Annotated in this window: 20 protein-coding genes; 13 read left to right on the forward strand and 7 right to left on the reverse strand. The window is 69.6% G+C overall.

The window, feature by feature from the left end:
- The first annotated feature begins 67 nt into the window (after nucleotides 1–67).
- Nucleotides 68–994 carry a sulfurtransferase gene (locus tag V6S67_RS10035; protein WP_334210117.1) on the forward strand — a complete coding sequence of 309 codons (927 nt, stop codon included), beginning with the start codon at nucleotides 68–70 and terminating at the stop codon, nucleotides 992–994.
- The gene (locus V6S67_RS10040; RefSeq protein ID WP_334210118.1) at nucleotides 991–1,431 is read left to right on the forward strand and encodes a SufE family protein; all 441 of its coding nucleotides are present in this window, start codon (nucleotides 991–993) and stop codon (nucleotides 1,429–1,431) included. The genes V6S67_RS10035 and V6S67_RS10040 overlap by 4 nt, the downstream gene beginning before the upstream one ends.
- On the opposite strand, the gene V6S67_RS10045 is transcribed toward V6S67_RS10040, so the two are convergent.
- Nucleotides 1,415–2,686 (reverse strand): alpha/beta hydrolase family protein, encoded by a 1,272-nt coding sequence (locus V6S67_RS10045; RefSeq protein ID WP_334210119.1) that lies wholly within the window; start codon nucleotides 2,684–2,686, stop codon nucleotides 1,415–1,417. The genes V6S67_RS10040 and V6S67_RS10045 overlap by 17 nt on opposite strands.
- Nucleotides 2,687–2,786: 100 nt before the next feature.
- Here V6S67_RS10045 and V6S67_RS10050 point away from each other — a divergent pair, with 100 nt between their 5' ends.
- The 9 genes from V6S67_RS10050 to V6S67_RS10090 all read left to right on the forward strand — a co-directional run bounded on the left by V6S67_RS10050 (nucleotide 2,787) and on the right by V6S67_RS10090 (nucleotide 12,723).
- A complete protein-coding gene (locus V6S67_RS10050) occupies nucleotides 2,787–3,272 on the forward strand; it encodes a hypothetical protein (protein ID WP_334210120.1) in 486 nt (161 codons plus the stop codon).
- A gap of 14 nt (nucleotides 3,273–3,286) precedes the next feature.
- Complete coding sequence (gene msrB, locus V6S67_RS10055; protein ID WP_104050604.1) at nucleotides 3,287–3,712, forward strand: peptide-methionine (R)-S-oxide reductase MsrB; 426 nt, start codon at nucleotides 3,287–3,289, stop codon at nucleotides 3,710–3,712.
- Between the two features lie 232 nt (nucleotides 3,713–3,944).
- Nucleotides 3,945–5,309: a DUF6421 family protein gene (locus V6S67_RS10060; protein WP_334210121.1), complete on the forward strand. Its 1,365-nt coding sequence runs from the start codon at nucleotides 3,945–3,947 to the stop codon at nucleotides 5,307–5,309.
- On the forward strand, nucleotides 5,306–6,040 hold the full coding sequence (locus V6S67_RS10065) for an SDR family oxidoreductase (RefSeq protein ID WP_334210122.1): 735 nt from the start codon (nucleotides 5,306–5,308) through the stop codon (nucleotides 6,038–6,040). Before V6S67_RS10060 ends, V6S67_RS10065 begins: the two co-directional genes overlap by 4 nt.
- A 19-nt stretch (nucleotides 6,041–6,059) precedes the next feature.
- Nucleotides 6,060–7,139, forward strand: coding sequence for a threonine aldolase family protein (locus V6S67_RS10070; RefSeq protein WP_334211569.1), 1,080 nt, complete (start codon nucleotides 6,060–6,062; stop codon nucleotides 7,137–7,139).
- Between the two features lie 106 nt (nucleotides 7,140–7,245).
- The gene (locus V6S67_RS10075) at nucleotides 7,246–7,872 is read left to right on the forward strand and encodes a DUF3000 domain-containing protein (RefSeq protein ID WP_334210123.1); all 627 of its coding nucleotides are present in this window, start codon (nucleotides 7,246–7,248) and stop codon (nucleotides 7,870–7,872) included.
- Between the two features lie 73 nt (nucleotides 7,873–7,945).
- Nucleotides 7,946–9,256 carry an HRDC domain-containing protein gene (locus V6S67_RS10080; protein WP_334210124.1) on the forward strand — a complete coding sequence of 437 codons (1,311 nt, stop codon included), beginning with the start codon at nucleotides 7,946–7,948 and terminating at the stop codon, nucleotides 9,254–9,256.
- An 87-nt stretch (nucleotides 9,257–9,343) separates the two neighbouring features.
- The gene (locus V6S67_RS10085; RefSeq protein WP_334210125.1) at nucleotides 9,344–10,603 is read left to right on the forward strand and encodes a thiolase family protein; all 1,260 of its coding nucleotides are present in this window, start codon (nucleotides 9,344–9,346) and stop codon (nucleotides 10,601–10,603) included.
- A complete protein-coding gene (locus tag V6S67_RS10090; RefSeq protein ID WP_334210126.1) occupies nucleotides 10,600–12,723 on the forward strand; it encodes a 3-hydroxyacyl-CoA dehydrogenase NAD-binding domain-containing protein in 2,124 nt (707 codons plus the stop codon). Before V6S67_RS10085 ends, V6S67_RS10090 begins: the two co-directional genes overlap by 4 nt.
- Nucleotides 12,724–12,814: 91 nt before the next feature.
- On the opposite strand, the gene V6S67_RS10095 is transcribed toward V6S67_RS10090, so the two are convergent.
- From V6S67_RS10095 to V6S67_RS10120, 6 genes are all read right to left on the reverse strand, one after another.
- A complete protein-coding gene (locus V6S67_RS10095) occupies nucleotides 12,815–13,450 on the reverse strand; it encodes a sarcosine oxidase subunit gamma (protein ID WP_334210127.1) in 636 nt (211 codons plus the stop codon).
- Nucleotides 13,443–16,385, reverse strand: coding sequence for a sarcosine oxidase subunit alpha family protein (locus tag V6S67_RS10100; RefSeq protein WP_334210128.1), 2,943 nt, complete (start codon nucleotides 16,383–16,385; stop codon nucleotides 13,443–13,445). The genes V6S67_RS10095 and V6S67_RS10100 overlap by 8 nt, the downstream gene beginning before the upstream one ends.
- The gene (locus V6S67_RS10105) at nucleotides 16,382–16,798 is read right to left on the reverse strand and encodes a sarcosine oxidase subunit delta (RefSeq protein ID WP_334210129.1); all 417 of its coding nucleotides are present in this window, start codon (nucleotides 16,796–16,798) and stop codon (nucleotides 16,382–16,384) included. Before V6S67_RS10105 ends, V6S67_RS10100 begins: the two co-directional genes overlap by 4 nt.
- Nucleotides 16,799–16,812: 14 nt before the next feature.
- Nucleotides 16,813–18,033 (reverse strand): sarcosine oxidase subunit beta family protein, encoded by a 1,221-nt coding sequence (locus tag V6S67_RS10110; RefSeq protein WP_442884765.1) that lies wholly within the window; start codon nucleotides 18,031–18,033, stop codon nucleotides 16,813–16,815.
- Nucleotides 18,030–19,328, reverse strand: coding sequence for a serine hydroxymethyltransferase (gene glyA, locus V6S67_RS10115; RefSeq protein WP_334210131.1), 1,299 nt, complete (start codon nucleotides 19,326–19,328; stop codon nucleotides 18,030–18,032). Before glyA ends, V6S67_RS10110 begins: the two co-directional genes overlap by 4 nt.
- 112 nt (nucleotides 19,329–19,440) lie before the next feature.
- Entirely contained in the window at nucleotides 19,441–20,118 is a 678-nt protein-coding gene (locus V6S67_RS10120; protein WP_334210132.1) for a GntR family transcriptional regulator, read from the reverse strand.
- A gap of 126 nt (nucleotides 20,119–20,244) precedes the next feature.
- On the opposite strand from V6S67_RS10120, the gene purU reads away from it, so the two are divergent.
- Both purU and V6S67_RS10130 read left to right on the forward strand, forming a co-directional pair.
- Entirely contained in the window at nucleotides 20,245–21,159 is a 915-nt protein-coding gene (gene purU / locus V6S67_RS10125; protein ID WP_334210133.1) for a formyltetrahydrofolate deformylase, read from the forward strand.
- A 55-nt stretch (nucleotides 21,160–21,214) separates the two neighbouring features.
- Nucleotides 21,215–23,707 carry a GcvT family protein gene (locus tag V6S67_RS10130; protein WP_334210134.1) on the forward strand — a complete coding sequence of 831 codons (2,493 nt, stop codon included), beginning with the start codon at nucleotides 21,215–21,217 and terminating at the stop codon, nucleotides 23,705–23,707.
- Nucleotides 23,708–23,742 lie beyond the last annotated feature (35 nt).

Genomic DNA, 23,742 nt, shown 5'->3' on the forward strand with positions numbered 1-23,742 from the left:
TGGTTACGCTAGGTGGAGAGACGTCCCGGGCACGCTGCGCGTGCCCACAGCTATTCGAAAGGCCGCAATGACCCTGACTGCAGACCCCCAGGACAAGTTCGCCGAGTACGCCCACCCCGAGCGGCTCGTCTCGACCGGGTGGCTGGCCGAGAACCTCGGCGCGGACGGGCTGGTGGTCGTCGAGTCCGACGAGGACGTGCTGCTGTACGAGACCGGGCACGTGCCCGGTGCCGTGAAGATCGACTGGCACACCGAGCTGAACGACGAGGTGACCCGCGACTACATCGACGGCGAGGGCTTCGCCCGGCTCATGGCCGCCAAGGGCATCTCCCGCGACTCCACCGTGGTGATCTACGGCGACAAGAGCAACTGGTGGGCGGCCTACGCCCTGTGGGTGTTCACCCTGTTCGGCCACGAGGACGTCCGCCTGCTCGACGGCGGCCGCGACAAGTGGGTCGCCGAGGGCCGGGACCTGACCACGGACAAGCCGGAGGTCACCGCCACGCAGTACCCCGTCGTCGAGCGCGACGACGCCCCCGTGCGCGCCTACCTCGCCGATGTCCTGGCGCACCTCGGCAACCCGCTGATCGACGTCCGGTCGGGCGACGAGTACACGGGCGCCCGCACCACCATGCCCGCGTACCCCGAGGAGGGCGCCCTGCGCGGAGGGCACATCCCCACCGCCCGCTCGGTCCCCTGGGCCCGGGCCGCCGCCGAGGACGGGACGTTCCGTACGCGCGCCGAGCTGGACGCCATCTACCGGGACGAGGCCGGCCTGCAGGACGGCGACGACGTCGTCGCGTACTGCCGCATCGGCGAGCGGTCGAGCCACACGTGGTTCGTCCTCACCCACCTGCTCGGCTTCGAGAAGGTGCGCAACTACGACGGCTCCTGGACGGAGTGGGGCAACGCGGTGCGCGTGCCCATCGTCCGCGGCACCGAACCCGGCGACGTGCCCGCGCAGTCCGGCCTCCCCGCAGGGGCGACCCGATGACCGCCGGGGCCGTCCCCGCGAAGCTCGCGGAGATCATCGACGACTTCCAGGACCTGTCCGAGCCGGACCGCCTGCAGCTCCTGCTCGACTTCTCCCGTGAGCTGCCGCCGCTGCCGGAGCGCTACGGGGAGCACCCCGAGCTGCTGGAGCAGGTCGTCGAATGCCAGAGCCCGCTGTTCCTCACCATGGAGATCGGCGCGGAGCCGGAGCGGCCCGTGCACCTGTTCTTCTCGGCGCCGCCCGAGGCGCCGACGACCCGCGGGTTCGCGGGGGTGCTGCTGGAGGGCCTCGACGGGCTGCCGGCCGCGGAGGTGCTCGCCGTCCCGGACGACGTGCCCGACCGCCTCGGCCTCACCCGGGCGATCACGCCCCTGCGCATGCGCGGCATGGCCGCGATGCTGGGACGCATCAAGCGGAAGATCAGGGAGGCGCAGTAGCGGTCCCGCCGTCGGGCGCCTTCCCTCCGGGCAGGGTCCGGCCGTACAGGATGCCGTCGAGCCAGCGTTCCACGACGGACTCCCACCGCTGCGGGTCGATGTTCCACTCCTTCGTGTGGCGTGCACGGTGGAACCGCTCGAGCGTCACGAAGGCGGGGTTCCTGGCCGCCAGCTCGGCGGAGGGGCCGATGGGCACGAACTCGTCGTCCTCGCTGTGCAGCACCAGGGTGGGCAGGGTCAGCTGCTCGGCGCGGGCGATCCAGTCCATGCTCTTGAGGTCGAGTGGCGCGGCCAGGCCCGTGATGCGGCGCGCGCGCTGGCTGGCCAGGAGGTACTGCCCCAGCCGCCCCACGGGCGCCGGGATGTGGTTGAGTTCGGCGTGGTGCGCGAGCACCTCGATCCAGTTGATGACCGGGCCGTCCAGCACCAGCGCCGTGATCCTGCTGCGGTGCCGCGAGAGGTCCGCCGTCCGCAGGGCGATGGCCCCACCCATCGACCAGCCGAACAGGACGACGTCGCGGGCGCCGTGGGCCACCGCGTAGTCGATCGCCGCGTCGACGTCGTGCCACTCGGTCATGCCGAGGCCGTACCGGCCGTCGGGCGCCGAGGGGGCCTCGCCGTCGTTCCGATAGGACAGGACGAGGCTCGTCATCCCGAGGCGGCGAGCCGGCGGGAGGGCCCGCAGGGCCTCGTTGCGCGACGCACCGCGGCCGTGCACCATGATGGCCCAGGTGCGCGCCGGCGCTTCCGCCCGGACGAGCCAGGCCGGCGCCGAGCCGCCCTCCACCGGGATGAGGACCTCCTCGTCGGCGAAGCCGAGGGCCGACGGCGAGGGATAGGTGGCGCCGCCCCACCAGCCGCGGGTCGCCGATGCGAGGTCGCCCGTGTAGACCTTCTCCACCTCGCGCTCGACGGTCCCCTCGCGCGGCACGTAGGAGCGGATGGCCCCGAGGCGGGCGTGTCCCTCGCCGCGGTCGAAGTGGAGGCTGTAGGTTCCCTCGACGGTGGTGTCGTCGTTCGCGGGGAGGATCACGGTCTGGTTCCCGGCGGGCCCCACGACGGCGAGGATGTCGAGGTTCTCGTCCCGGCCGCGGGCCGGCGTGACGATCTGCCGGGCGAAGTACACGGCCAGGCCGGACACCGCGCCTGCCGCGGAGGAGGCGAGCGCCGCCCCTGCCCCCACTCCGAGCGCCGTCCACTTGAGCCAGGGCGCAGGGACCCGCTGCACCGCGGGCGTCGACCTTCCAGTTGCCATGCCTCCCTTTCTACCCTGCTTGCACCCCGCCCCGCCAAGCTTCGACGATTCGCCACACCGGGCACGGCGGTCTCCCGGCGCGCCGCAGTACAGTGACGCCATGACGGAAACGATCCTCGTGCTGACCGAGGAAGCCCTGACCCAGCCCGATCTCGCCAACCTCCGGTCCCTGCAGGGCGAGGAGTCCGCCGACGTCGTGGTCCTGATCCCCGAGGACCGCGACGAGTCGGTCCTCGGGGAGTTCTTCCGCCACCTGAGCCTGCTCGAGGTGGGCGAGGCCTTCCGGTCGTTCTCGGCGGACGACCGGAAGCATGACGAGACGGAGGCCCGCACGGCCCTCGAGTCGTCGCTGCGGCTGCTCACCGACGAGGGATTCACGGCACGCGGCCGGACGACGACGGGGAACCCGGTGGACGCCCTGGTGCAGGAGGCCGCCGACACCGGGGCGGCGCAGGCCGTGGTCATCACGCGCCCCCATGCGGTGGCGGACACCTTCCACCGGGACTGGGCCAACCGGGCGCAGGACAAGCTCGGGATCGCCGTGCTGCACCTGTACTCGGGCTCGGGATTTATTGGCGACTCCTAGGCGTTGCACGCACTATGACTACCGAACACGACGCCTACCGGCCCGAGATCCAGAAGTCCGATGACGAGTGGCGGCAGGAGCTCTCCCCGCAGGAGTTCCAGGTGCTGCGGAAGGCCGGCACGGAGCGCCCCTACACCGGGGAGTACTACGACGCGAAGACCGCCGGCACCTACGCGTGCCGCGCGTGCGGCGCCGAGCTCTTCACGAGCAACGAGAAGTTCGATTCCCACTGCGGGTGGCCGTCCTTTTGGGCGCCGCTGGCCGAGGACAAGGTCCGCTACCTCCACGACCGGTCCCTCGGCATGGAGCGCATCGAGGTGCGCTGCGCCCGCTGCGACTCGCACCTCGGCCACCTCTTCAAGGGCGAGGGCTTCGACACCCCGACGGATCAGCGCTTCTGCATCAACTCCATCTCGATGACGCTGGTGCCCGCCGAGTAGAGCAGCAGGACCAGTGCAGGCCGGCATGGACCGGTGTACGGGAAAGGCCAGTCCTCGGGCTGGCCTTTCCCGTACGCCCGCCGTGAAGCCGCGCTGGCGCTTGCGATCGGTGAGACGACGGTCGAGCGTAAGCATTGCTTATGAAATGGTCGTCGGTGTGTAAGTATCGCTGTCCTGCTTGCTACTGTCGCGGCAACGCCACTGATGCATCAACCCGACGAAAGCAGGAGTCATGACCGTCACTCCCCTCGCCCCCGTAGACAGCCGGCCGCAGGAGCACGCGGCGTGGCACGCGCTCAAGGCCGCGGTGCAGCGGCTGCGCGTCCTGCAGGTCAAGGACGGCTCGATTCCCGAGCCCGAGCACCACGCGGACGCCGCGGTGCACACGGAGGCCATCACCGCCGCCGTCCAGGAGCTCATGCCCCTGTTCCCCCATGATGCCGAGTACCTGGGCCGCACCGTCACGGCCCTGGAGGCGTGGCAGGCGGGCGGTTTCGCCGTCCCCGATTTCCTCGAACCGCTGCTGGCCTTCCAGCCGCAGCTCGACCGGACCGACGGCCTCCAGCACCTCGTGGTCTTCCCGATGTACACGCAGAACGGCAGCACGAGCCGACTGGTCGAAGCCGTGCTCATCGAGGTCCTCTGGCCGGAGTTCATCGGTGAGCTCGAGGCCGGGGCGTACTCCAACGCGCTCTTCGTGCCCATCCGCTTCCTCGACTTCACCGAGGGCTACGACACCAACTCCGCCGTGCTCTTCCCCGAGACGGTCGCGGTCAGCTCCACGCCCACGTTCACGTGGGGCGCCATCTTCGCGGACCGCGAGGCCGCGCGCTTCCGCCGCGTGGTCCGCGCGGCCGCTGAGATCACGCGCCTCGACCTGCCCCAGGACGCCCTGGAGCTCCTCGACGACCAGCAGCTCGCCGAGGAGACGTTCGTGATGTGGGACCTCATCCACGACCGCACGCACATGCGCGGCGACCTGCCGTTCGATCCGTTCATGATCAAGCAGCGCATGCCGTTCTTCCTGTACTCGCTCGAGGAACTGCGCTGCGACCTCACGGCGTTCCGCGAGTCCGTCAGGATCGAGCAGGACGACGACGCGTCGGCCGAGGCGCGCCGGCATGCCCGGCTCGTGCAGTACGCCGTCATCTTCGACCGCATCTTCCGCTTCAGCATCACCGGCAGCCGCGTGCGGAACTACGACGGCCTCGGCGGCCAGCTGCTCTTCGCGTGGATGCACCAGCACCGCGTGCTGCACTGGACCGACACCAAGCTCACCATCGACTGGGACGAGGCGGCCGACGTCGTCGTCGCGCTGGGCGAGCAGATCGAGCAGCTGTACTGGCGGTCCATCGACCGCCCGAAGATCGCGCACTGGCTCGCCGCCTACGACCTCGTCTCGGCCACTGTCACCCCGCACCCGGCGTCCGTGTGGGCCAAGGGCCCGGACGCCCTGGAGCTCCTGGGCCCGCCGCGCGCCCTCACCGACGCCGTCCTCGACGACGAGTTCCCCCTCTCCATGTTCTTCGAGGCGCTGGAGAAGAAGATGAAGCCCGTCATCGAGTCGACCGCGGGCATCACCGCACACACGGCGTGAGCCCCGTTCCGGGCACCTCCGACGCCCGCACGGCCGTCGTTGCCGGCGCCACGGCTGCGTCCGGCATCGCCCTGGTCCGGCGCCTGGTCTCGGACGGCCTGACCGTGGTGGCGGTGGGGTCCGACCCCGCGCGCCTCGAGGCGGCGCTCGCCGGGCTCGACGGCGTCGACCGGCAGGTGTGCGACCTGACGGACGAGACCGCGGTCGGCCGGCTCGCCGAGCGCGTGCTGGCCGACCACGGCGGCGCCGATGCCCTCTTCCATCTCGTGGGAGGCTGGCGGGGCGGACGGGGCATCACCACGCAGACGACGGCGGACCTCGAGGCCCTGCACCGGTCGGTCTTCGTCACGCTGTTCAACACCAGCCGGGCGTTCTACGACCAGCTGGCCGAGCACTCCGGGCGGCTCGCCGCCGTCACGGCCACGGCCGTGACGGCACCCACCGCCGCGAACGCCTCCTACGCCGCGGTCAAGGCGTCCGTCGACGCCTGGCTCCAGGCGGTGGCGCAGGGCTTCGCCAAGGACGGGACGGACGCGGCCGCGACCGCCGTCGTCGTCAAGGCACTGGTGGACGACGCCATGCGGCAGCAGCAGCCCGAGCGGACGTTCCCGGGCTTCACGCACGTCGACGATCTCGCCCGGATCCTCGCGTCGCTGCCCGCCTCACCGGCGGCCGAGGTCAACGGGGCCCGCCTCGACGCCGTCCGGGCCGAGCCGCCCGCTCGGGGATAATGGGAGGGTGACCGACACCATGACCTCAGCCATCGCTCCCGCCGCGCCCGCGCCCCTGCACGACCGCACCTCGCGCAGCTTCGCGTCCGACAACTACTCGGGCGTGCACCCCGAGATCCTCACGGCCCTGGCCGCCGCCAACGAGGGGCACCAGGTCGCCTACGGCGAGGACCAGTACACGGCCCGGCTGCAGGAGGTCATGGAGCACCACTTCGGCGAGGGCATCTCCATCTACCCGGTGTTCAACGGCACGGGCGCGAACGTGCTCTCGCTGCAGTCCATCCTGCCGCGCTGGGGCGCGGTGATCTGCCCGCAGACCGCGCACATCAACGTGGACGAGAACGCGGCGCCCGAGCGCGTGGGCGGCATCAAGCTGCTCACCGTCCCCACACCCGACGGCAAGCTGACCCCCGAGCTCATCGACCGGGAGGCCTGGGGCTGGGGCGACCAGCACCGCGCCCAGCCGCTGGCCGTCTCCATCACCCAGACGACGGAGCTCGGCACGCTCTACTCCGTCGCCGAGATCAAGGCGATCGCCGACCACTGCCACGCCCGCGGCATGAGGGTCCACATGGACGGCGCCCGCCTCGCGAACGCCGCCGCCGCCCTCGGCCAGCCGCTGCGCGCCTTCACGCGCGACGCCGGCGTCGACATCCTCTCGTTCGGGGGAACCAAGAACGGCCTCATGTTCGGCGAGTGCGTGGTGGTCCTGAACCAGGAGGCGTCCACCGGGCTGGACTACCTGCGGAAACTCAACATGCAGCTCGCGTCCAAGATGCGCTTCGTCTCAGCACAGCTCATCGCCCTGCTCGAGGGCGATCTCTGGCTCCGCTCGGCGTCACACGCCAACGCGATGGCCGCGCGCCTCACCGAGGGCGTCCGCGGCATCCAGGGCGTGATCCTCACGCAGGAGACCACCGCCAACGCCGTCTTCGCGATCCTTCCCCCCGGTGCGGCGGACCGTGTGCGCGAGAGCTTCCGCTTCTACGACTGGGACCAGGCGACCGGCGAGGTCCGGTGGATGTGCTCGTTCGACACCACCGAGGAGGACGTCGACGCCTTCATCGAGGCGATCCGCCGGGAGGCAGCAGCCGCCTGACGACCGGCCCCACCGGCCCGCCCACCGGCTCGTCCACCGGCGCGTCGGCGCCCGCTCACCGGCGCGTCGCCGCAGAACCCACCCCCGCAGGGCATAGCCTGCGGGGGTGAGTGCTACCGATGGCGTATCGCAGCTTCCTGCAGAATTCCTGGACGCCCTGGCGGGCCTCCGGAAGGCGGCCCGCCGCAGCGAGATCCGGCTCGAGGAGATCCCGGCGCCCTCACGGCTCGCACCCTTCGCGGTGGCCCTCGGCGCGGAGATCTTCGAGGCGTCGCCGCTGCCACTCCACGGCCCCGCACGCGGCCTCCTCGCACGGTCCGACCCCGAGGAACTCGCCACGGGCCGCTTCATCCTCCTCTACGACCCCGACGGCTCCGAGGTCTGGAACGGCCGGTTCCGCATCGTGACCTACATCCGCGCCCAGCTCGAAGCCGACATGGGTAACGACGCCCTCCTCGGATCGGTCGCCTGGACGTGGCTCGTGGAAGCCCTCGAGACCCACGGTGCACGTCATCACAGCACGGGCGGCACCGCCACCCGCATCCTGTCCGAGAGCTACGGCACCCTCGAGGACCGCCCCGACACCATCGACATCGAACTCCGCGCGTCCTGGACCCCCGAGACCTCGGACGTCCGCCGGCACCTCGAGGCATGGTCCGACATGGTGTGCACCTTCGCCGGACTGCCGCCCCTCCCGGCCGGCGTCGCGCACCTCCCCCACCGCAGATCCTGAGCACCGGACAACCGAGGCAGGACACTGCCCGTTTGAGGGTCCCGGGGACGCGCGGGGATAGACTGAAAACACCATGACTTCCCATACGTCCGAACAGACGGACAGCACCGATGTGCCCGATCGCGCCGTCGATCCCGAAGCCCAGGAACTCCCCCTCCTGACCGAGCCGCGCGACGGCGTCCCGCTCGTCATCGACACGCAGGCCGGCCTCGAGCGCGCCGCCGCGGCGCTCGCCGCCGGGACGGGTCCCGCGGGCGTCGACGCCGAGCGGGCCTCCGGGTTCCGGTACGGACAGCGCGCGTTCCTCGTCCAGATCCGCCGCGAAGGCGCGGGCACCTGGCTGATCGACCCCGAGCCGTTCGACGACCTCCGGATCATCGACGACGCCCTCGACGGCGTCGAATGGATCCTGCATGCCGCGAGCCAGGACCTGCCCTGCCTGTCCGAGCTCGGCATGTGGCCGGACCGGCTCTTCGACACCGAACTCGCCGCACGCCTCGCCGGCCTCCCCCGCGTGGGCCTCGCTGCCGTCATCGAGTCCCAGCTCGGGTTCAGCCTCGCGAAGGAGCACTCCGCCGCCGACTGGTCCAAGCGGCCGCTACCCGAACCGTGGCTGCGCTATGCGGCACTGGACGTGGAGGTCCTGCCGGAACTGCGCGGCAAGCTGGCGGACCTGCTGCAGCAGGACGGGAAGCTGGGAATAGCGGAGGAGGAGTTCGAGCACATCCGCAGCACTCCCCCCGCCGAACCGCGCGTTGACCCATGGCGCCGCACCTCCGGGCTGCACCAGCTGCGCGACCGCCGGCAGCTCGCCGCCGTCCGGCAGATGTGGCTCGAACGCGAGGACCTCGCCCAGCGCCGCGACGTGGCGCCCGGACGGCTCATCCCCGATTCGGCGATCGTGGCGGCGGCGAAGGCGATGCCGTCCACGGTCCCGCAGCTGCTGGCCACCAAGGGCTTCCACGGCCGCGCCGCCCAGAAGGAGGCGCCCCGCTGGCTCAGGTGCATCAGCGAGGCCAGGAAGCTCACGGAGCTCCCACCCCTGCACATCTCCACCAATGCGCCGCCGCCGCCGCGCGTGTGGGCGGAGAAGGACCCCGAGGCGGCGGCCCGCCTGCAGACCGCCCGCCCCCGGGTGGCCCACCACGCCGAGAAGCTCGGCATGCCCGTCGAGAACCTGCTCACCCCGGACTACCTGCGCCGCATCGCCTGGCGTCCCCCGGCGGAGCTCTCCCTCGAGTCGGTCTCGGCGGCGCTGGCCGAGCTCGGCGCGCGCCCCTGGCAGATCGAGCAGGTCGCCGCGATCATCACCGTGGCCTTCCTCGACCCGGACCCCCTGCCGGCCAAGAACCGCCCGGCAGGCCAGGAGCCGTCCGGGGACTGAGACGGAGGGGCCTGCCGATCCGCTTGCACGCTCATGTTACCGGCCAGTAACATGAGCGCGGATCAACAACTCGAAGAGGAGCAACAGGTGAGCCTACACACCGGGACCACGTCCGCAGGCAGGACGTCACGCTCAGCGCGTGCCGTCCGCGACGTCGTCTTCGTCGACGGAGTACGCACCCCCTTCGGCAGGGCGGGCGACAAGGGCATCTACGCCGGCATGCGCGCCGACGACCTCGTGGTGAAGTGCATCCGCGACCTGCTGCGCCGGAACCCGTCGCTGCCGCCCGAGCGCGTGGACGACGTCGCCATCGCCGCCACCACCCAGACCGGCGACCAGGGCCTGACGATCGGCCGCACCGCGGCCCTCCTCGCCGGGCTCCCCCGCACGGTCCCCGGCTTCGCGATCGACCGCATGTGCGCCGGCGCCATGACCGCCGTGACCACCACGGCATCGGGCATCGCCTTCGGGGCGTACGACGTCGTCATCGCCGGCGGCGTTGAGCACATGGGCAACCACCCGATGGGCGCCGACGCGGACCCCAATCCCCGCTTCCAGTCCGAGCGGATCGTGGACGCCGCCGCCCTGAACATGGGCAACACGGCCGAGAACCTGCACGACCGCTTCCCGGCCATCACCAAGGACCGCACGGACGCCTACGCCGTCCGCAGCCAGCAGAAGCTCGCGGCCGCCTACGAGGCCGGACAGATCCAGCCCGACCTCGTACCCGTCGCCGGCCGGAAGCCCGGTTCCGGCTGGACGCTCAACACCGTCGACGAGCCGCCGCGGCCCGGCACCACCGTGCAGGACCTCGCCGCCCTGCGCACTCCGTTCCGCGCGCACGGCCGGGTCACGGCCGGCAACGCCGCCGGCCTGAACGACGGCGCCACCGCCGCCCTGCTGGCCTCGGCCGACGCCGCCGCGGAACTGGGCCTGCCCGTCCGCATGCGCCTGGTCGCCTACGCCTTCGCGGGCGTGGAACCCGAGGTCATGGGCATCGGTCCGGTGCCCGCCACCGAGAAGGCCCTGCGCCAGGCCGGGCTGGACATCAGCGACATCGGGCTCTTCGAGATCAACGAGGCCTTCGCCGTCCAGGTGCTGAGCTTCCTCGACCACTTCGGCATCGACGACGAGGACCCGCGCGTGAACCGCTACGGCGGGGCCATCGCCGTCGGGCACCCCCTGGCGTCCTCGGGCGTGCGGCTCATGAACCAGCTCGCCCGCCAGTTCGAGGAGGACCCCTCCGTGCGCTACGGCATGACGACCATGTGCATCGGCCTCGGCATGGGGGCCACCGTCATCTGGGAGAACCCCCACCACGAGCACTACGGACAGGATGCAGCATGAGCTTCGAACGCTACGACGAACTGGCGGCGCTGGTTCCCGCCGAGATCGTCACCCACTCCTACGTCCAGGACATCACCCTCCCCCAGGACGCCGGCGTCCTCGCGCTCATCACGCTCGACAACGACCTCGACCACACCAGGCCCACCACGCTCGGGCCCAACACCCTCATCGAGTTCGGCCGCACCCTCGAAGGGCTGAAGGAACGCGCCGCCCGGGGCGAGATCTCCGCTGTCGCCGTCACCGGCAAGCCCTACTTCCTCGTCGCGGGCGCCGACCTCAGCACCGTCAAGAGCGTGAGGTCCGAGCACCTCGGCCGCCTCATGGCCGAGCTCGGCCATGAGGCGTACGACCTGCTCGCCGACCTGGGCGTCCCCAGCTTCGCCTTCATCAACGGCGTCGCGCTCGGCGGCGGGCTCGAGATCGCCCTCGCCGCGAACTACCGCACGGTGTCCACCGGCGCCAACGGGATCGGCCTGCCCGAGGCGTTCATCGGCCTCGTGCCGGGCTGGGGCGGCGTCTACCGCCTGCCGCGCCTCATCGGGCCGGCGAACGCCGTCAAGGTGATGGTCGAGAACCCGCTCAGCAACAACCGCAGCCTGGACGGCACCTCCGCGTACGGACTGGGCATCGCCGATGCCCTCTTCGAGCCGGCGGACTTCATCGAGCAGTCCCTCCTCTGGGCCGCCCGCGTACTCACCGGCGGCGAGGCCGACGCCGTCGGGCAGCGCCGCGCCGAGCTCGCACGGTACGACGACGCCGCCTGGACCGGCGCCGTCGCGGCCGGCCGGGCCTTCGTCGAGGCGAAGACGAGCAACGCCGCGCCCGCGCCCGCTCGGGTCCTCGACCTGCTCGAGGCCGGGCGGACCTGGTCGCGGAAGGAATCGGCGGCCGCCGAGTGCACGGCGCTGGCCGAACTCATGCAGACCCGCGAGTTCCACGCCACGGTCTACGCGTTCCTCGACCTCGTGCAGAAGCGCGGCAAGCGCCCGGCCGGGGCGCCCGACCGGAAGCTGGCCCGTCCGGTCTCCAAGGTCGGCGTCGTCGGGGCCGGACTCATGGCGAGCCAGCTCGCCCTGCTCTTCGCCCGCCAGCTCAAGGTGCCCGTGGTCATGACGGACATCGACCAGGCCCGCGTGGACAAGGGCGTCGCGTACGTGCACGCCGAGATCGAGAAGATGCTCGGCCGGAAGCGGCTCTCGCAGGACGCCGCGAACCGGACGAAGGCCCTCGTCACCGGTTCCGTCTCCAAGGACGTGTTCGCCGACGCCGATTTCGTGATCGAGGCCGTGTTCGAGGAGCTGTCCGTCAAGAAGCAGGTCTTCGCCGAGGTGGAGGCCGTCGTCTCCCCCGAGTGCATCCTCGCGACCAACACGTCGTCGCTCTCCGTGGCCGAGATGGCCGCGGACCTGGTGCACCCCGAGCGCGTGGTCGGCTTCCACTTCTTCAACCCCGTGGCCGCCATGCCGCTGCTCGAGGTGGTCCGCGCCCCGAAGACGGACGACGCCGTGCTCGCCACGGCGTTCGTCCTCGCGAAGGGCCTGAAGAAGAACGCCGTCCTCGTGCAGGACGCCCCCGCCTTCGTGGTGAACCGGATCCTCGGCCGGATGTTCGGCGAGATCACGGCCGTGTTCGACGAGGGCACGGACGCGGGGACCGCCGACGGCGCGCTGCGCCCCATGGGCCTGCCCATGACACCCTTCCGGCTGCTCGCACTGGTGGGCCTGCCCGTCGGCCAGCACGTGCAGGAATCGCTGCACGCCGCGTTCGGCGACCGGTTCCACGTCTCGGCGAACCAGCAGAAGCTGATCGACGCCGGCGTGAAGGGTCTCTGGGAGAAGCAGGAGGACGGCTCCGAGACGGTCCCTTCCGCAACCCTGGACCTCATGGAGCGCGGGAGTTCACCGTCGACCGCCGAGGAGGTCCTGCGCCGGACCCAGGACGCGCTGACGGACGAGATCGGACGCATGCTCGACGAGGGCGTCGTCGCCGCCCCCGAGGACATCGACCTGTGCATGATCATGGGCGCGGGGTGGCCGATGCACCTCGGCGGCATCACCCCGTACCTCGACCGTGTGGGAGCGTCCGAGCGCGTCCTGGGGAAGACCTTCCACCAGGCCTGAGGCATCCGTCCGAGTAGCAGGAAGGCCCCGACCAGCCGGTCCGGGGCCTTCCTGCTGCCTGACGGCTTCCCGGTGTAGGGATCAAGCGCCGTCAGGGAACCTCCGGCGAGGCGTACTCGCGCATCGCGTCGAGGAGCCACCGGCCCAGGAAGTCCGCGAAGGAGGCGCGGGGGAGGATCCGGAAACTCTCCTCCCCGGTCTTCTCGAGGACCACCGGGATGCCACCCACCTCGGTGCTCAGGGCTGTTCCCGCAGGAAAGCTGCGCGGGTGCAGGTCCAGGGAGCAGCCCTTCTCCAGGACGGCACGGGCCCGGGCGCCGGAGAGTTCGAACGTGGTGCGGTTCGCGGACAGGTCCACCACCTGGCCCGGAGCCCCGCCCAGGGCGACGGTGAGGGAACCGATGAGGGTGCCACCGAGCGAGTCGTGGGCGTCCTCGGATGCGACCACCAGGAACTCGGAGGGCCCCAGCCAGAGGACCCGGACACCGTCGGTGCCGCCCACCTCACCGCAGCGGGCCGGCAGGCTGCCGGCCACCGCGGCGACCCGCGCGCCCTCCTCGGAGCGGGGGTCCACGCGGAGGCCCACCATGGTCTGGAACGGGCCCTCACAGAGGACCACCGTCCCCTCGATGGAGCCGGCCTCCAGCGCCGCGGACAGATGGGAGGCGGGGCTGCGCCGGAGGTCCCGAAGTCCATTGATGCCGTTGAGTGCTGCTGTGTCAGCCATCCTTGCGGGTCCCTTCGGGGTCGAAAAGTACGGTCTCGGCGATGACCACGTCGACCAGCTGGTCGCCTGCGGCGGCCACCAGGGTCTCACCGATGCGGTTGCGGCCGTTCTTGATCAGCGCCAGGGCGAAGGTCCGCTCCAGGGCGGCGCTGGAGTAACTGGAGGTGACGAAGCCCTGCATCGGGACGGGACCGGAGGCAGGGTCGGTGCTGATGCCCTGCTCCACCAGCTGGGTCCCTTCGGGGAGCCGGAAGGAACGGTCCACGGGCAGCACGCTGACCAGGTGCTTGCGGTCCTCGCGCCCGGCATCGGCCCGGGCATAGGACCGCTTGCCGATGAAGTCCTTGGCCTTGGACACCACCCATTCCATGCCCGCGTCCTGCGGGGTGACGGTGCCGTCGGTGTCCTGGCCGACGATCGGGTAGCCCTTCTCGGCGCGGAGCACGTGCATGGTCTCGGTGCCGTAGGGGGTGATGCCGAATTCGGCGCCTGCGGCTGCCACTGCTTCCCAGGTGTTCAACCCGTACCAGGACGGCACGTTGATCTCGTAGGCCAGTTCGCCGGAGAACGAGATCCGGCAGATCCGGGCCTGCACGCCGGAGGCGAGGGTGGTTTCGCGGAAGGTCATGAACGGGAAGGCTTCCGCCTCCAGCCCCCCGTCCGCTGCCAGGTCCGGTGCCAGCTTGGCGATGACGGCCCGGGATCTGGGCCCGACGACGGCAATGGTGCTCCACTGTTCGGTCACCGAGGTGCAGTGCACGTCGAGCTCGGGCCATTCGGTCTGGAGCCATTCCTCCAGCCAGTCCAGCACCTTGGCAGCGCCGCCGGTGGTGGTGGTCATGAAGTAGCGGTCGTCATCGAGACGGAGGGTCACGCCGTCGTCGAAGATCATTCCGTCCGCCATGCACATGACGCCGTAGCGGGCGGAACCCGGGGCGAGCTTCTTGAAGGCGTTGGTGTAGATCCGGTTGAGGAATTCACCGGCGTCCTTGCCGCGGATCTCGATCTTCCCGAGGGTGGTGGCGTCCATGTAGCCGACGGAGTCGCGGACGGCCGCGCACTCGCGCAGCACGGCCGCGTCCATGTCCTCACCGGCGCGCGGGTAGTACCAGGGGCGCTTCCACTGTCCCACGTCCTCGAACAGGGCACCGTGCGCCTCGTGCCACGGGTGGATGGACGTCTTGCGGGCGGGATCGAACAGTTCGCCGCGCTGGCGCCCGGCGAGTGCCGCGAAGGCGACGGGGGTGAACGGTGCGCGGTACGTGGTCGTGCCGATGTCGCCGATGCCGCGGGACGCTTCCCCCGCTGTGCGGAGCGCGGCGGCGATGACGCCGATCGCGTTGACGCCGGAGGTCTTGCCCTGGTCGTTGGCGGTACTGATCGAGGTGTAGCGCTTGATGTGTTCCACGGAGCGCATGCCGGCGCCGGTGGAGCGCAGGACATCGGCCACGGACTGGTCGCGCTGGAAGTCCACGAAGTGGGAATGCCACTCGTCCGGCGTGCCGGCCTGGCCCGGGACCAGCCACAGCTGGCGGGTCGGGGCGGAGGACGTCGGCTCGCCGAGGGCGGACGGCTGCGTGGCGGATTCGAAGCCGGCGGCGGTGGCCGCGGATACGCCCGCGGAGATGCCTTCGGCCAGGACGTCCGCGAGTTCGAAGCTGCCGCGCCCGGAGCCGATGGTCTGCTGGTTCGGGACCACGGTGCTCGGCACGAAAGCGGCCAGCTCGTCGTCCCAGCGCAGCTTGCCCTGCCGCTGGGAGTGGAGGTGCACCAGCGGGCTCCAGCCGCCGGAGACCGCCAGCAGGTCGCAGGCGATCTCTTCGACGTCCGCGGTGAGTTCGCCGTCGTCGTTGATGCCGCGGACGGTGACGGCGTTCAGTCGGCCCGTGCGGTCCGCAGCGGTGTCCGCCACCGCACTGCCGGTCAGCACCCGGGTGCCGGCGTCCACGGCTGCGGCTGCCACCCCGGTGAGGCTGGGGCGGGCGTCGATGACGGCCGCCACCTCCACGCCGGCGGCGCGCAGGTCCGCGGCGAGTGCGTAGGCGCTGTCGTTGGTGGTGCTGATGACCACGCGCTGTCCGGCGGCGACGGCGTAGCGGTTGAGATAGCTGCGGACGGCGGAGGCCAGCATGATCCCGGGGCGGTCGTTGTTCTCGAAGACCAGCGGCCGTTCGTGGGCGCCGGGGGCGAGCACCACCTGTGCCGCACGCACGTGCCAGATCCGCTGCCGGGAGACGCCGGGCGCTGCGGGGCTGGACAGGTGGTCGGTGCGGTTCTGGACGGCGATCACGTAGTTGGCGTCGTAGGCGCCGAACGCGGTGGTCCGGTTGAGAACGGTGGACTCGGCACCGGAAACCAGCTCCGCTTCGACGTCCGCCACCCAGTCCAGGGCCGGCTTCCCTTCGATGGTCTCAGCCAGCCCGGGAGCCGTGGACCCTGACAGGAGCGACCCGCCCAACTCGGGCTGGTCGTCCATCAGCATCACCCGGGCGCCGGTGCGAACGGCCTCGCGGGCGGCGGCCAGGCCGGCGGGACCGCCGCCGATGACCAGGACGTCGGTGTGGACGTACTTCTTGTCGTACTCGGCACGGTCGTCCTCCGGGTCCAGCCTGCCCAGCCCGTTGAGCAGCTCCGCCGCCAGGCCGTCCACCAGGGTGACGGTCGTGGCCGGGAGCATGGACTCGGCCACGTGGCCGAGGAACCGTGGGTACACCTTCACCAGGGCGTTCGATTCCTCGACTCCGGCGGACATGATTCCTCGGGGGCGGTCCTCGTACAGAGAGTTGCCGACGGCGATCCGACCATTGGCGAGCAGGGCGGAGGCGAGCGTATCGCCGGGGTGGCCGGTGAACTCCTCGCCGTCCACGGTGAAACGCCAGGAGATGGTGCGGTCGATGCGTCCGCCGGTGGCGAGGCGGGCGTTCTGGGAAGTCACCAGGATGCTCCTTCCGGGGCGGTGGTGTCGGCTGAGGTTGCGGGGGCCGTGCTCGTGCCGGAGATGTCGGGAGCCGATGTCCCGGTGGTGGTGCTGTCCGGGGCGGTGCTGGCGGTGCCGGACTCAGGTGCCGCGGCGGCCCTGTCCGGGCGTGCCGCGCCCATCGGGTAGACGGTCTGGATCTCGTAGGTCACCGTCTCGCGGAGCATGTTGAACCACTGGCGGCAGCCGGTGCTGTGGAGCCAGCGTTCGGCGAAGGCCCCCTTGGTGTTGTCCCGGTAGAACAGGAACTCGGCCCACTGGCGGTCATCCAGCGCTGCCGGATCCTCCGGGTAGGGCACGTGGGCCTGGCCACCGTAGTGGAATTCGGTCTCGTCGCGGGAGCCGCAGTTGGGGCATGAGATGAGGAGCATGTCCGGAACCTCTTCTAGTGGGCCACGGCGGCCGCGCCGTGTTCGTCGATCAGGGCGCCGGTCTCGAAACGCTCCAGCGCGAACGGCTTGTTCAGGTCGTGCGGCGTCCCCGTGGCGATGGTGTGGGCGAAGGTGAGCCCGGCCGCGGGCGTCCCCTTGAATCCGCCGGTACCCCAGCCGCAGTTGACGAACATGTTGTCCACTGGCGTGGTGCCGATGATGGGTGAGGCGTCGAGCGTGGTGTCGACGATCCCACCCCAGGTCCGCAGGACGTGCGCCCGCGCGAAGATGGGGAACAGCTCGACGGCGGCAGCCATCTGGTGTTCGATCACGTGGAAGGACCCGCGCTGGCCGTATCCGTTGTAGGAGTCGACGCCGGCGCCCATGACCAGTTCGCCCTTGTGGGCCTGGGAGACGTAGACGTGCACGTGGTTCGACATGACCACGGTGGGGTGGACCGGTTCGTGCAGTTCGGAGACCAGTGCCTGCAGGGGGTGGGACTGGATGGGCAGCCGGAAGCCGGCCATCTCCGCCAGGACCGAGCTGTGGCCGGCAGCGCACAGCCCTACCTTCTCGGTGGCGATGGTCCCCCGGTTGGTCTCGACGCCCACGACGCGGTTCCCGTCCTTCAGGAAACCCGTGACCTCGCAGTTCTGGATGATGTCCACGCCGAGTTCGTCGCATTTGCGCGCAAAGGCCCAGGCCACGTGGTCATGCTTCGCAATGCCGGCGCGCGGCTGGTACGTGGCGCCCATCACCGGGTAGCGGATGTTGTCGCTGATGTTCAGGATGGGGCACAGTTCCTTGACCTGCTGGGGGTCGAGCCACTCGGCGTCCACGCCGTTGAGCTTGTTCGCTCCGACCCGGCGCATGCTCTCGCGCACGTCCCCCAGGGTGTGGGCCAGGTTCATCACACCGCGCTGGCTGAACAGGAAGTCGTATTCGAGCTCTTCGGGCAGCATCTCCCAGAGCTTGAGGGCGTGCTCGTAGATGGCGGCGCTCTCGTCCCAGAGGTAGTTGGAGCGGATGATGGTGGTGTTCCGGGCCATGTTGCCGCCGGCCAGCCACCCCTTCTCCAGGACCGCGATGTTGGTCATGCCGTGGTTCTTGGCCAGGAAGTAGGCGGTGGCGAGGCCGTGCCCGCCGCCGCCGACGATCACGGCGTCGTAGCTCTTCTTGGGGTCGGGGTTGTGCCAGAGGAAGTCCGGGTGCTCCGGAAGAAGATCGGCCATCATGCCACCTCGGTCGCGTCGGAGGAGAGGTTGGGGTAGAGGGGGAACTTGTGGGCCAGGATCTCGACCCGCTGCCGGAGTTCCGCCACGGTCTCGTCGCTGAACTCGCGCGTGAGTGCCGCGGCGATGATGTCCGCGACCTCGGTGAACTCCGTCCTGCCGAAGCCACGCGTGGCCAGCGCCGGTGTGCCGATACGGAGACCGGACGAGACCATGGGCGGACGCGGGTCGAAAGGCACGGCGTTGCGGTTGACCGTGATGCCGATCCGGTGCAGGCGGTCTTCGCCCTGCTGGCCGTCCAGTTCCGACGTGCGCAGATCCACCAGGACCAGGTGCACATCGGTGCCACCGCTGACCACGGTCACCCCTGACTCCGCGACGTCGGCGGACAGCATGCGTTCCGCGATGATGCGGGCCCCTTCCAGGGTGCGTTCCTGGCGGTCGCGGAATTCCGGCTCGGCAGCGAGCTTGAACGCGACGGCCTTCGCGGCGATGACGTGCTCCAGCGGACCGCCCTGCTGTCCGGGGAACACTGCGGAATTGACCTTCTTGGCGATGGCGGCATCATTGGTCAGGATCACACCACCGCGCGGGCCACCGAGGGTCTTGTGGGTGGTGCTCGTGACGATGTGGGCGTGAGGAACGGGGCTGGGATGGAGCCCTGCAGCCACCAGGCCTGCGAAGTGCGCCATGTCCACCATCAGGTAGGCGCCTACCCGGTCCGCGATGCGGCGGAACTCGGCGAAGTCCAGCTGCCGGGAGTAGGCGGACCAGCCGGCGACGATCAGCTGTGGATTGTTCTCGACCGCCAGGCGCTCGACCTCGGCCATGTCGACCAGGTGGTCTTCCTCACGCACCCCGTACGGGACGACCCTGTAGAGCTTGCCGGAGAAGTTGATGCGCATCCCATGTGTCAGGTGGCCACCGTGCGCGAGGTTCAGTCCCAGGATGGTGTCGCCGGGCTGGATGAGGGCGAACATCGCCGCTGCATTGGCCTGGGCACCCGAATGGGGCTGCACATTCGCGAAGTCGGCACCGAACAATGACGTGAGGCGGTCGATGGCCAGTTGCTCGATGACGTCGACGTGCTCGCAGCCGCCGTAGTACCGCTTGCCCGGGTAGCCTTCGGCGTACTTGTTGGTCAGGACGGATCCCTGCGCCTCCATGACCGCGGTCGGGGCGAAGTTCTCGGAGGCGATCATCTCGAGAGTGCCCTGCTGGCGTAGCAGTTCCTGCTGCACGGCGGCATGGACCTGGGGATCGGTCTCTGCGAGCGAGCGGGTCAGAACGTCGACCATCGTGTCTCCTCTGGTTGCAACTAATATCCGTTTGATATATTAGTAGTTGGCCATAAGTATTCTACCGACCCCCAAGGGTGTCAACAGCGTGGGGCGGTTCGGGTGATACGCCTCAGGCGGCAAAGAGCGCTTCGCGCACCGCATGCTCGAAACCACTGACGTGGTTCCGCGCGAGCTCCGCGGCCCGGGCCTCGTCTCCGTCGATGACCGCGCGCAGCAGGTCCACGTGCTCGTGCACATGACGGGAGAGGTCGGGAAGGCGGTCCAGGACCATGCACCAGATCCGCGTCGCCAGATTGTCGTAGCGAATCAGGACGTCTTCGAGGTGGGGGTTGCCGGCCGCCGCGTAGATGCCCTGGTGCACGCGGGCATCCAGCCGCAGGGTCTCGACGACCGAAGCGGCACTCGTGTCGAAGGACTCGACCGCGCGGATCACGGCGCGCAACTGCTCCTTCATCGACTCCGTCGCCACCCGCGCTGCCCGCGAGGCGGCAAGCGGCTCGAGCTGGGTGCGGATCTCGGAGATGAACGCGAGGTCGGTGACCTCCACCCGGGTGGCGAAAGTACCCCTCCGTGGATAGGAGACGACGAGGCGGTCCAGCTCCAGCCGCTTCAGGGCTTCACGCACCGGGGTCCGGCCGACACCGAGGTCCTTGGCGAGGGCGTCGTCGTTGATGAGGTCGCCGGGCTTGATGTCGAGCATCAGCAGCCGGTCCCGGATGCGCTCGTAGGCCACATCGGCCAACGACCTCTTTGCCTCATCGGCGACTGCCAGAACTTCCAAAGCCATGACGCGAATCCCTTTCCCCTTCGAGCCGAGAGGGCTCTTGACCCTCGCCGCACCACCAGTATACGCTCTTTCCCAGTTGTAATATATCAGTGTACAAGGTTTGAATATATCGATGAAGGAGGAGACATGACCCTAGTGGCGACAGATTCATCGACCAGCACGCTTCCCCAGTCCGAGGCCCGCACGGAAGACCAGACGCAGAGGTTCGTGCTGACGCTGTCGTGCGTCGAACGTGCGGGCATCGTCCAGGCGGTCACCACCTTTCTCTTCGAACGTGGTTTCAACATCGACGAGCACCAGCAGTTCGATGACGGCCTCCGCCAGACACTGCATCTGCGCTCCGCCTTCTCGGGCTCCTCGGCCTTCGACCCGGAGCGGCTCCAGGAGGAGTTCCGCCCCATCGCCGACCTCTTCGACATGAAGTTCAGCTTCCATGACCAGACGAAGCAACGCATCCTCGTCATGGTGTCCAAGTTCGGCCACTGCCTGAACGACCTGCTCTTCCGCTGGCGCGGCGGCAGTCTGGGGGGTGAGATCGCCCTCGTGGTCTCCAACCATGAGACCCACCGGGCCATGGTCGAGGCCGCCGGCCTCCCCTTCATCCACCTCCCGGTCATTCCCGAGACGAAGTCGGATGCCGAACGCCGCCTGCTGGAACTGGTGGACGAGCATGACATCGACCTCGTGGTGCTGGCCCGGTACATGCAGGTCCTGTCCGACGACCTCTGCCGCGCCCTCGAGGGCCGTGCGATCAACATCCACCATTCGTTCCTTCCGGGATTCAAGGGTGCACGCCCCTACCACCAGGCCTACGATCGCGGCGTCAAACTGGTCGGCGCAACGGCCCACTACGTGACGGCGGAACTGGACGAAGGGCCCATCATCGAACAGGAAGTGATCAGGGTGGACCACAGCTATGGACCGACCGCCCTTTCGACGGTCGGTCAGGACGCCGAAGCACTGGCTCTCTCACGCGCGGTGCGGTGGCACTGTGAGCACCGCGTGCTGCTGGACCGGACCAGCACCGTCGTGTTCCGGTAAGCACGAACCCCCGGACCAGCACAGACAACCCATGGATATCAGCAGGAGAAGCCACATGGCATCGACGCCAAACATCGTCATCATCGGAGCTGGGATCGTCGGCACGAACCTCGCGGACGAACTGGTCACCCGGGGATGGAACAACATCACGGTCCTGGACCAGGGGCCCCTGAACATGCCCGGGGGTTCCACGTCCCACGCCCCGGGCCTCGTCTTCCAGACGAACCCCTCGAAGACCATGGCCTCGTTCGCCAGGTACACCGTCGAGAAGTTCCTGTCCCTGACCGAGGACGGCGTCAGTTGCTTCGACCAGGTCGGAGGCCTCGAAGTCGCCACCACAGAGGCACGCCTGGCGGATCTGAAGCGGAAGCTCGGATATGCCGCTTCCTGGGGAATCAGTGGAAAGATCCTCTCCAGCGCCGAGTGCAAGGAGCTCTACCCGCTCCTGAACGAGGAGGACATCCTGGGCGGGCTCCACGTCCCGACCGACGGCCTGGCGCGTGCCGCCCGTGCCGTCCAGCTGCTGATCAAGCGCACGGAAGCCGCAGGCGTCCAGTACCTGGGCAACACCACGGTCACGGGCATCGAGCAGTCCGACCGTCGCGTGACCGGTGTCGTGACTGCGGACGGTGTCATCCCCGCCGACATCGTGGTCTCCTGCGCAGGCTTCTGGGGCGCCAGGATCGGCGAGATGATCGGCATGGTCGTCCCCCTCCTCCCCCTGGCCCACCAGTACGTGAAAACCACTCCGGTGCCGGCCCGCAAGGGCCACAACGAACTTCCCGACGGAGCGTCGCTGCCGATCCTGCGTCACCAGGACCGGGACCTCTACTACCGCGAACACGGCGACCGCTACGGCATCGGTTCCTACGCGCACCGTCCCATGCCCGTGGACCTCGATGACCTGGGCTCCTACGACCCGGACAGCATCAGCGATCACAACATGCCCTCCCGTCTCGATTTCACCCTGGAGGACTTCCTCCCGGCCTGGGAGGACACCAAGCAACTGCTTCCGGCACTGCGGGAATGCGAGATCGAGGACGGCTTCAACGGCATCTTCTCCTTCACCCCCGATGGCGGGGCCCTGGTGGGTGAGTCCAAGGAGCTCGACAACTTCTTCGTGGCCGAAGCCGTCTGGGTGACCCACTCGGCCGGTATCGCCCGGGCCGTCGCTGAGCTCCTGACCACAGGCAAGTCCCAGATCGACCTCGGTGAATGCGACATCCACCGTTTCGAAGAGGTCCAGCTGACCCCCGAGTACGTCAGCGAGACGTCCCAGCAGAACTTCGTGGAGATCTACGACGTCCTGCACCCGCTGCAGCCCAAGCTGTCCCCCCGCAACCTCCGCGTCAGCCCTTTCCACGCCCGCCACAAGGCCCTGGGCGGGTTCTTCCTGGAGTCCGGCGGATGGGAGCGCCCCTACTGGTTCGAAGCGAACGCGGACCTGCTCAAGGAGATGCCGGCCGAGTGGCAGCCCCCGGCCCGCGACGCCTGGTCCGCGATGTTCAGCTCGCCCATCGCAGCCGCTGAAGCCTGGAAGACCCGCACCGCGGTGGCCATGTACGACATGACCCCACTCAAGCGCCTCGAGGTCTCCGGCCCGGGAGCACTGAAGCTGCTGCAGGGGCTCACCACCGGGGACCTGTCGAAGAAGCCCGGGGCAGTCACCTACACCCTCCTGCTGGACAGCGCCGGCGGCATCCGGAGCGACATCACCGTGGCCCGGCTGAGCGAGGACACCTTCCAGCTCGGAGCCAACGGAAACATCGACACCGCCTACTTCGAGCGGGCCGCACGCCACCAGACCGAGAGCGGAACCGCCGGCGACTGGGTACGGGTGCGCGACACGACAGGCGGCACCTGCTGTATCGGCTTGTGGGGCCCCCTCGCCCGGGACCTGATCAGCACTGTCAGCAGCGACGACTTCTCCAACGACGGTCTTCGCTACTTCCGGGCCAAGCAGGTCGTCATCGGCGGCGTCAGCGTGACCGCGATGCGTTTGTCCTACGTCGGCGAGCTGGGCTGGGAACTGTACACGAGCGCGGACAACGGCCAGCGCCTCTGGGATGCCCTGTGGAAAGCCGGGCAGCCCTACGGCGTCATCGCCGCGGGTCGGGCCGCCTTCAGCTCGCTGCGCCTGGAGAAGGGCTACCGCTCCTGGGGCACCGACATGACCACCGAGCACGACCCCCTGGAAGCCGGCCTCGGATTCGCCGTGAAGATGACCAAGGAGGACTTCGTCGGAAAGGCTGCCCTGGAAGGCCGCACCGAGGAGAACTCCGCCCGCCGCTTGCGCTGCCTGACGGTCGACGACGGACGGAGCCTCGTGCTGGGCAAGGAACCGGTCTTCTACAAGGACCAGGCAGTCGGCTACGTCACCAGTGCCGCCTACGGCTACACGGTCGCCAAACCGATCGCCTACGCGTATCTTCCTGCCGAAGTCAGCCTCGGGGACTCGGTGGAGATCGCGTACTTCGGACGGCGCATCCAGGCCACCGTCACCGCGGATCCGCTCTACGACCCCACGATGACCAGGCTCCGCGGCTGAGCGACCCCGCTGGGCCGGCCGGCGCCGTTCGCAGG

This window comes from Arthrobacter sp. Soc17.1.1.1 (assembly GCF_036867195.1).
Classification (GTDB): Bacteria; Actinomycetota; Actinomycetes; order Actinomycetales; family Micrococcaceae; genus Arthrobacter_D.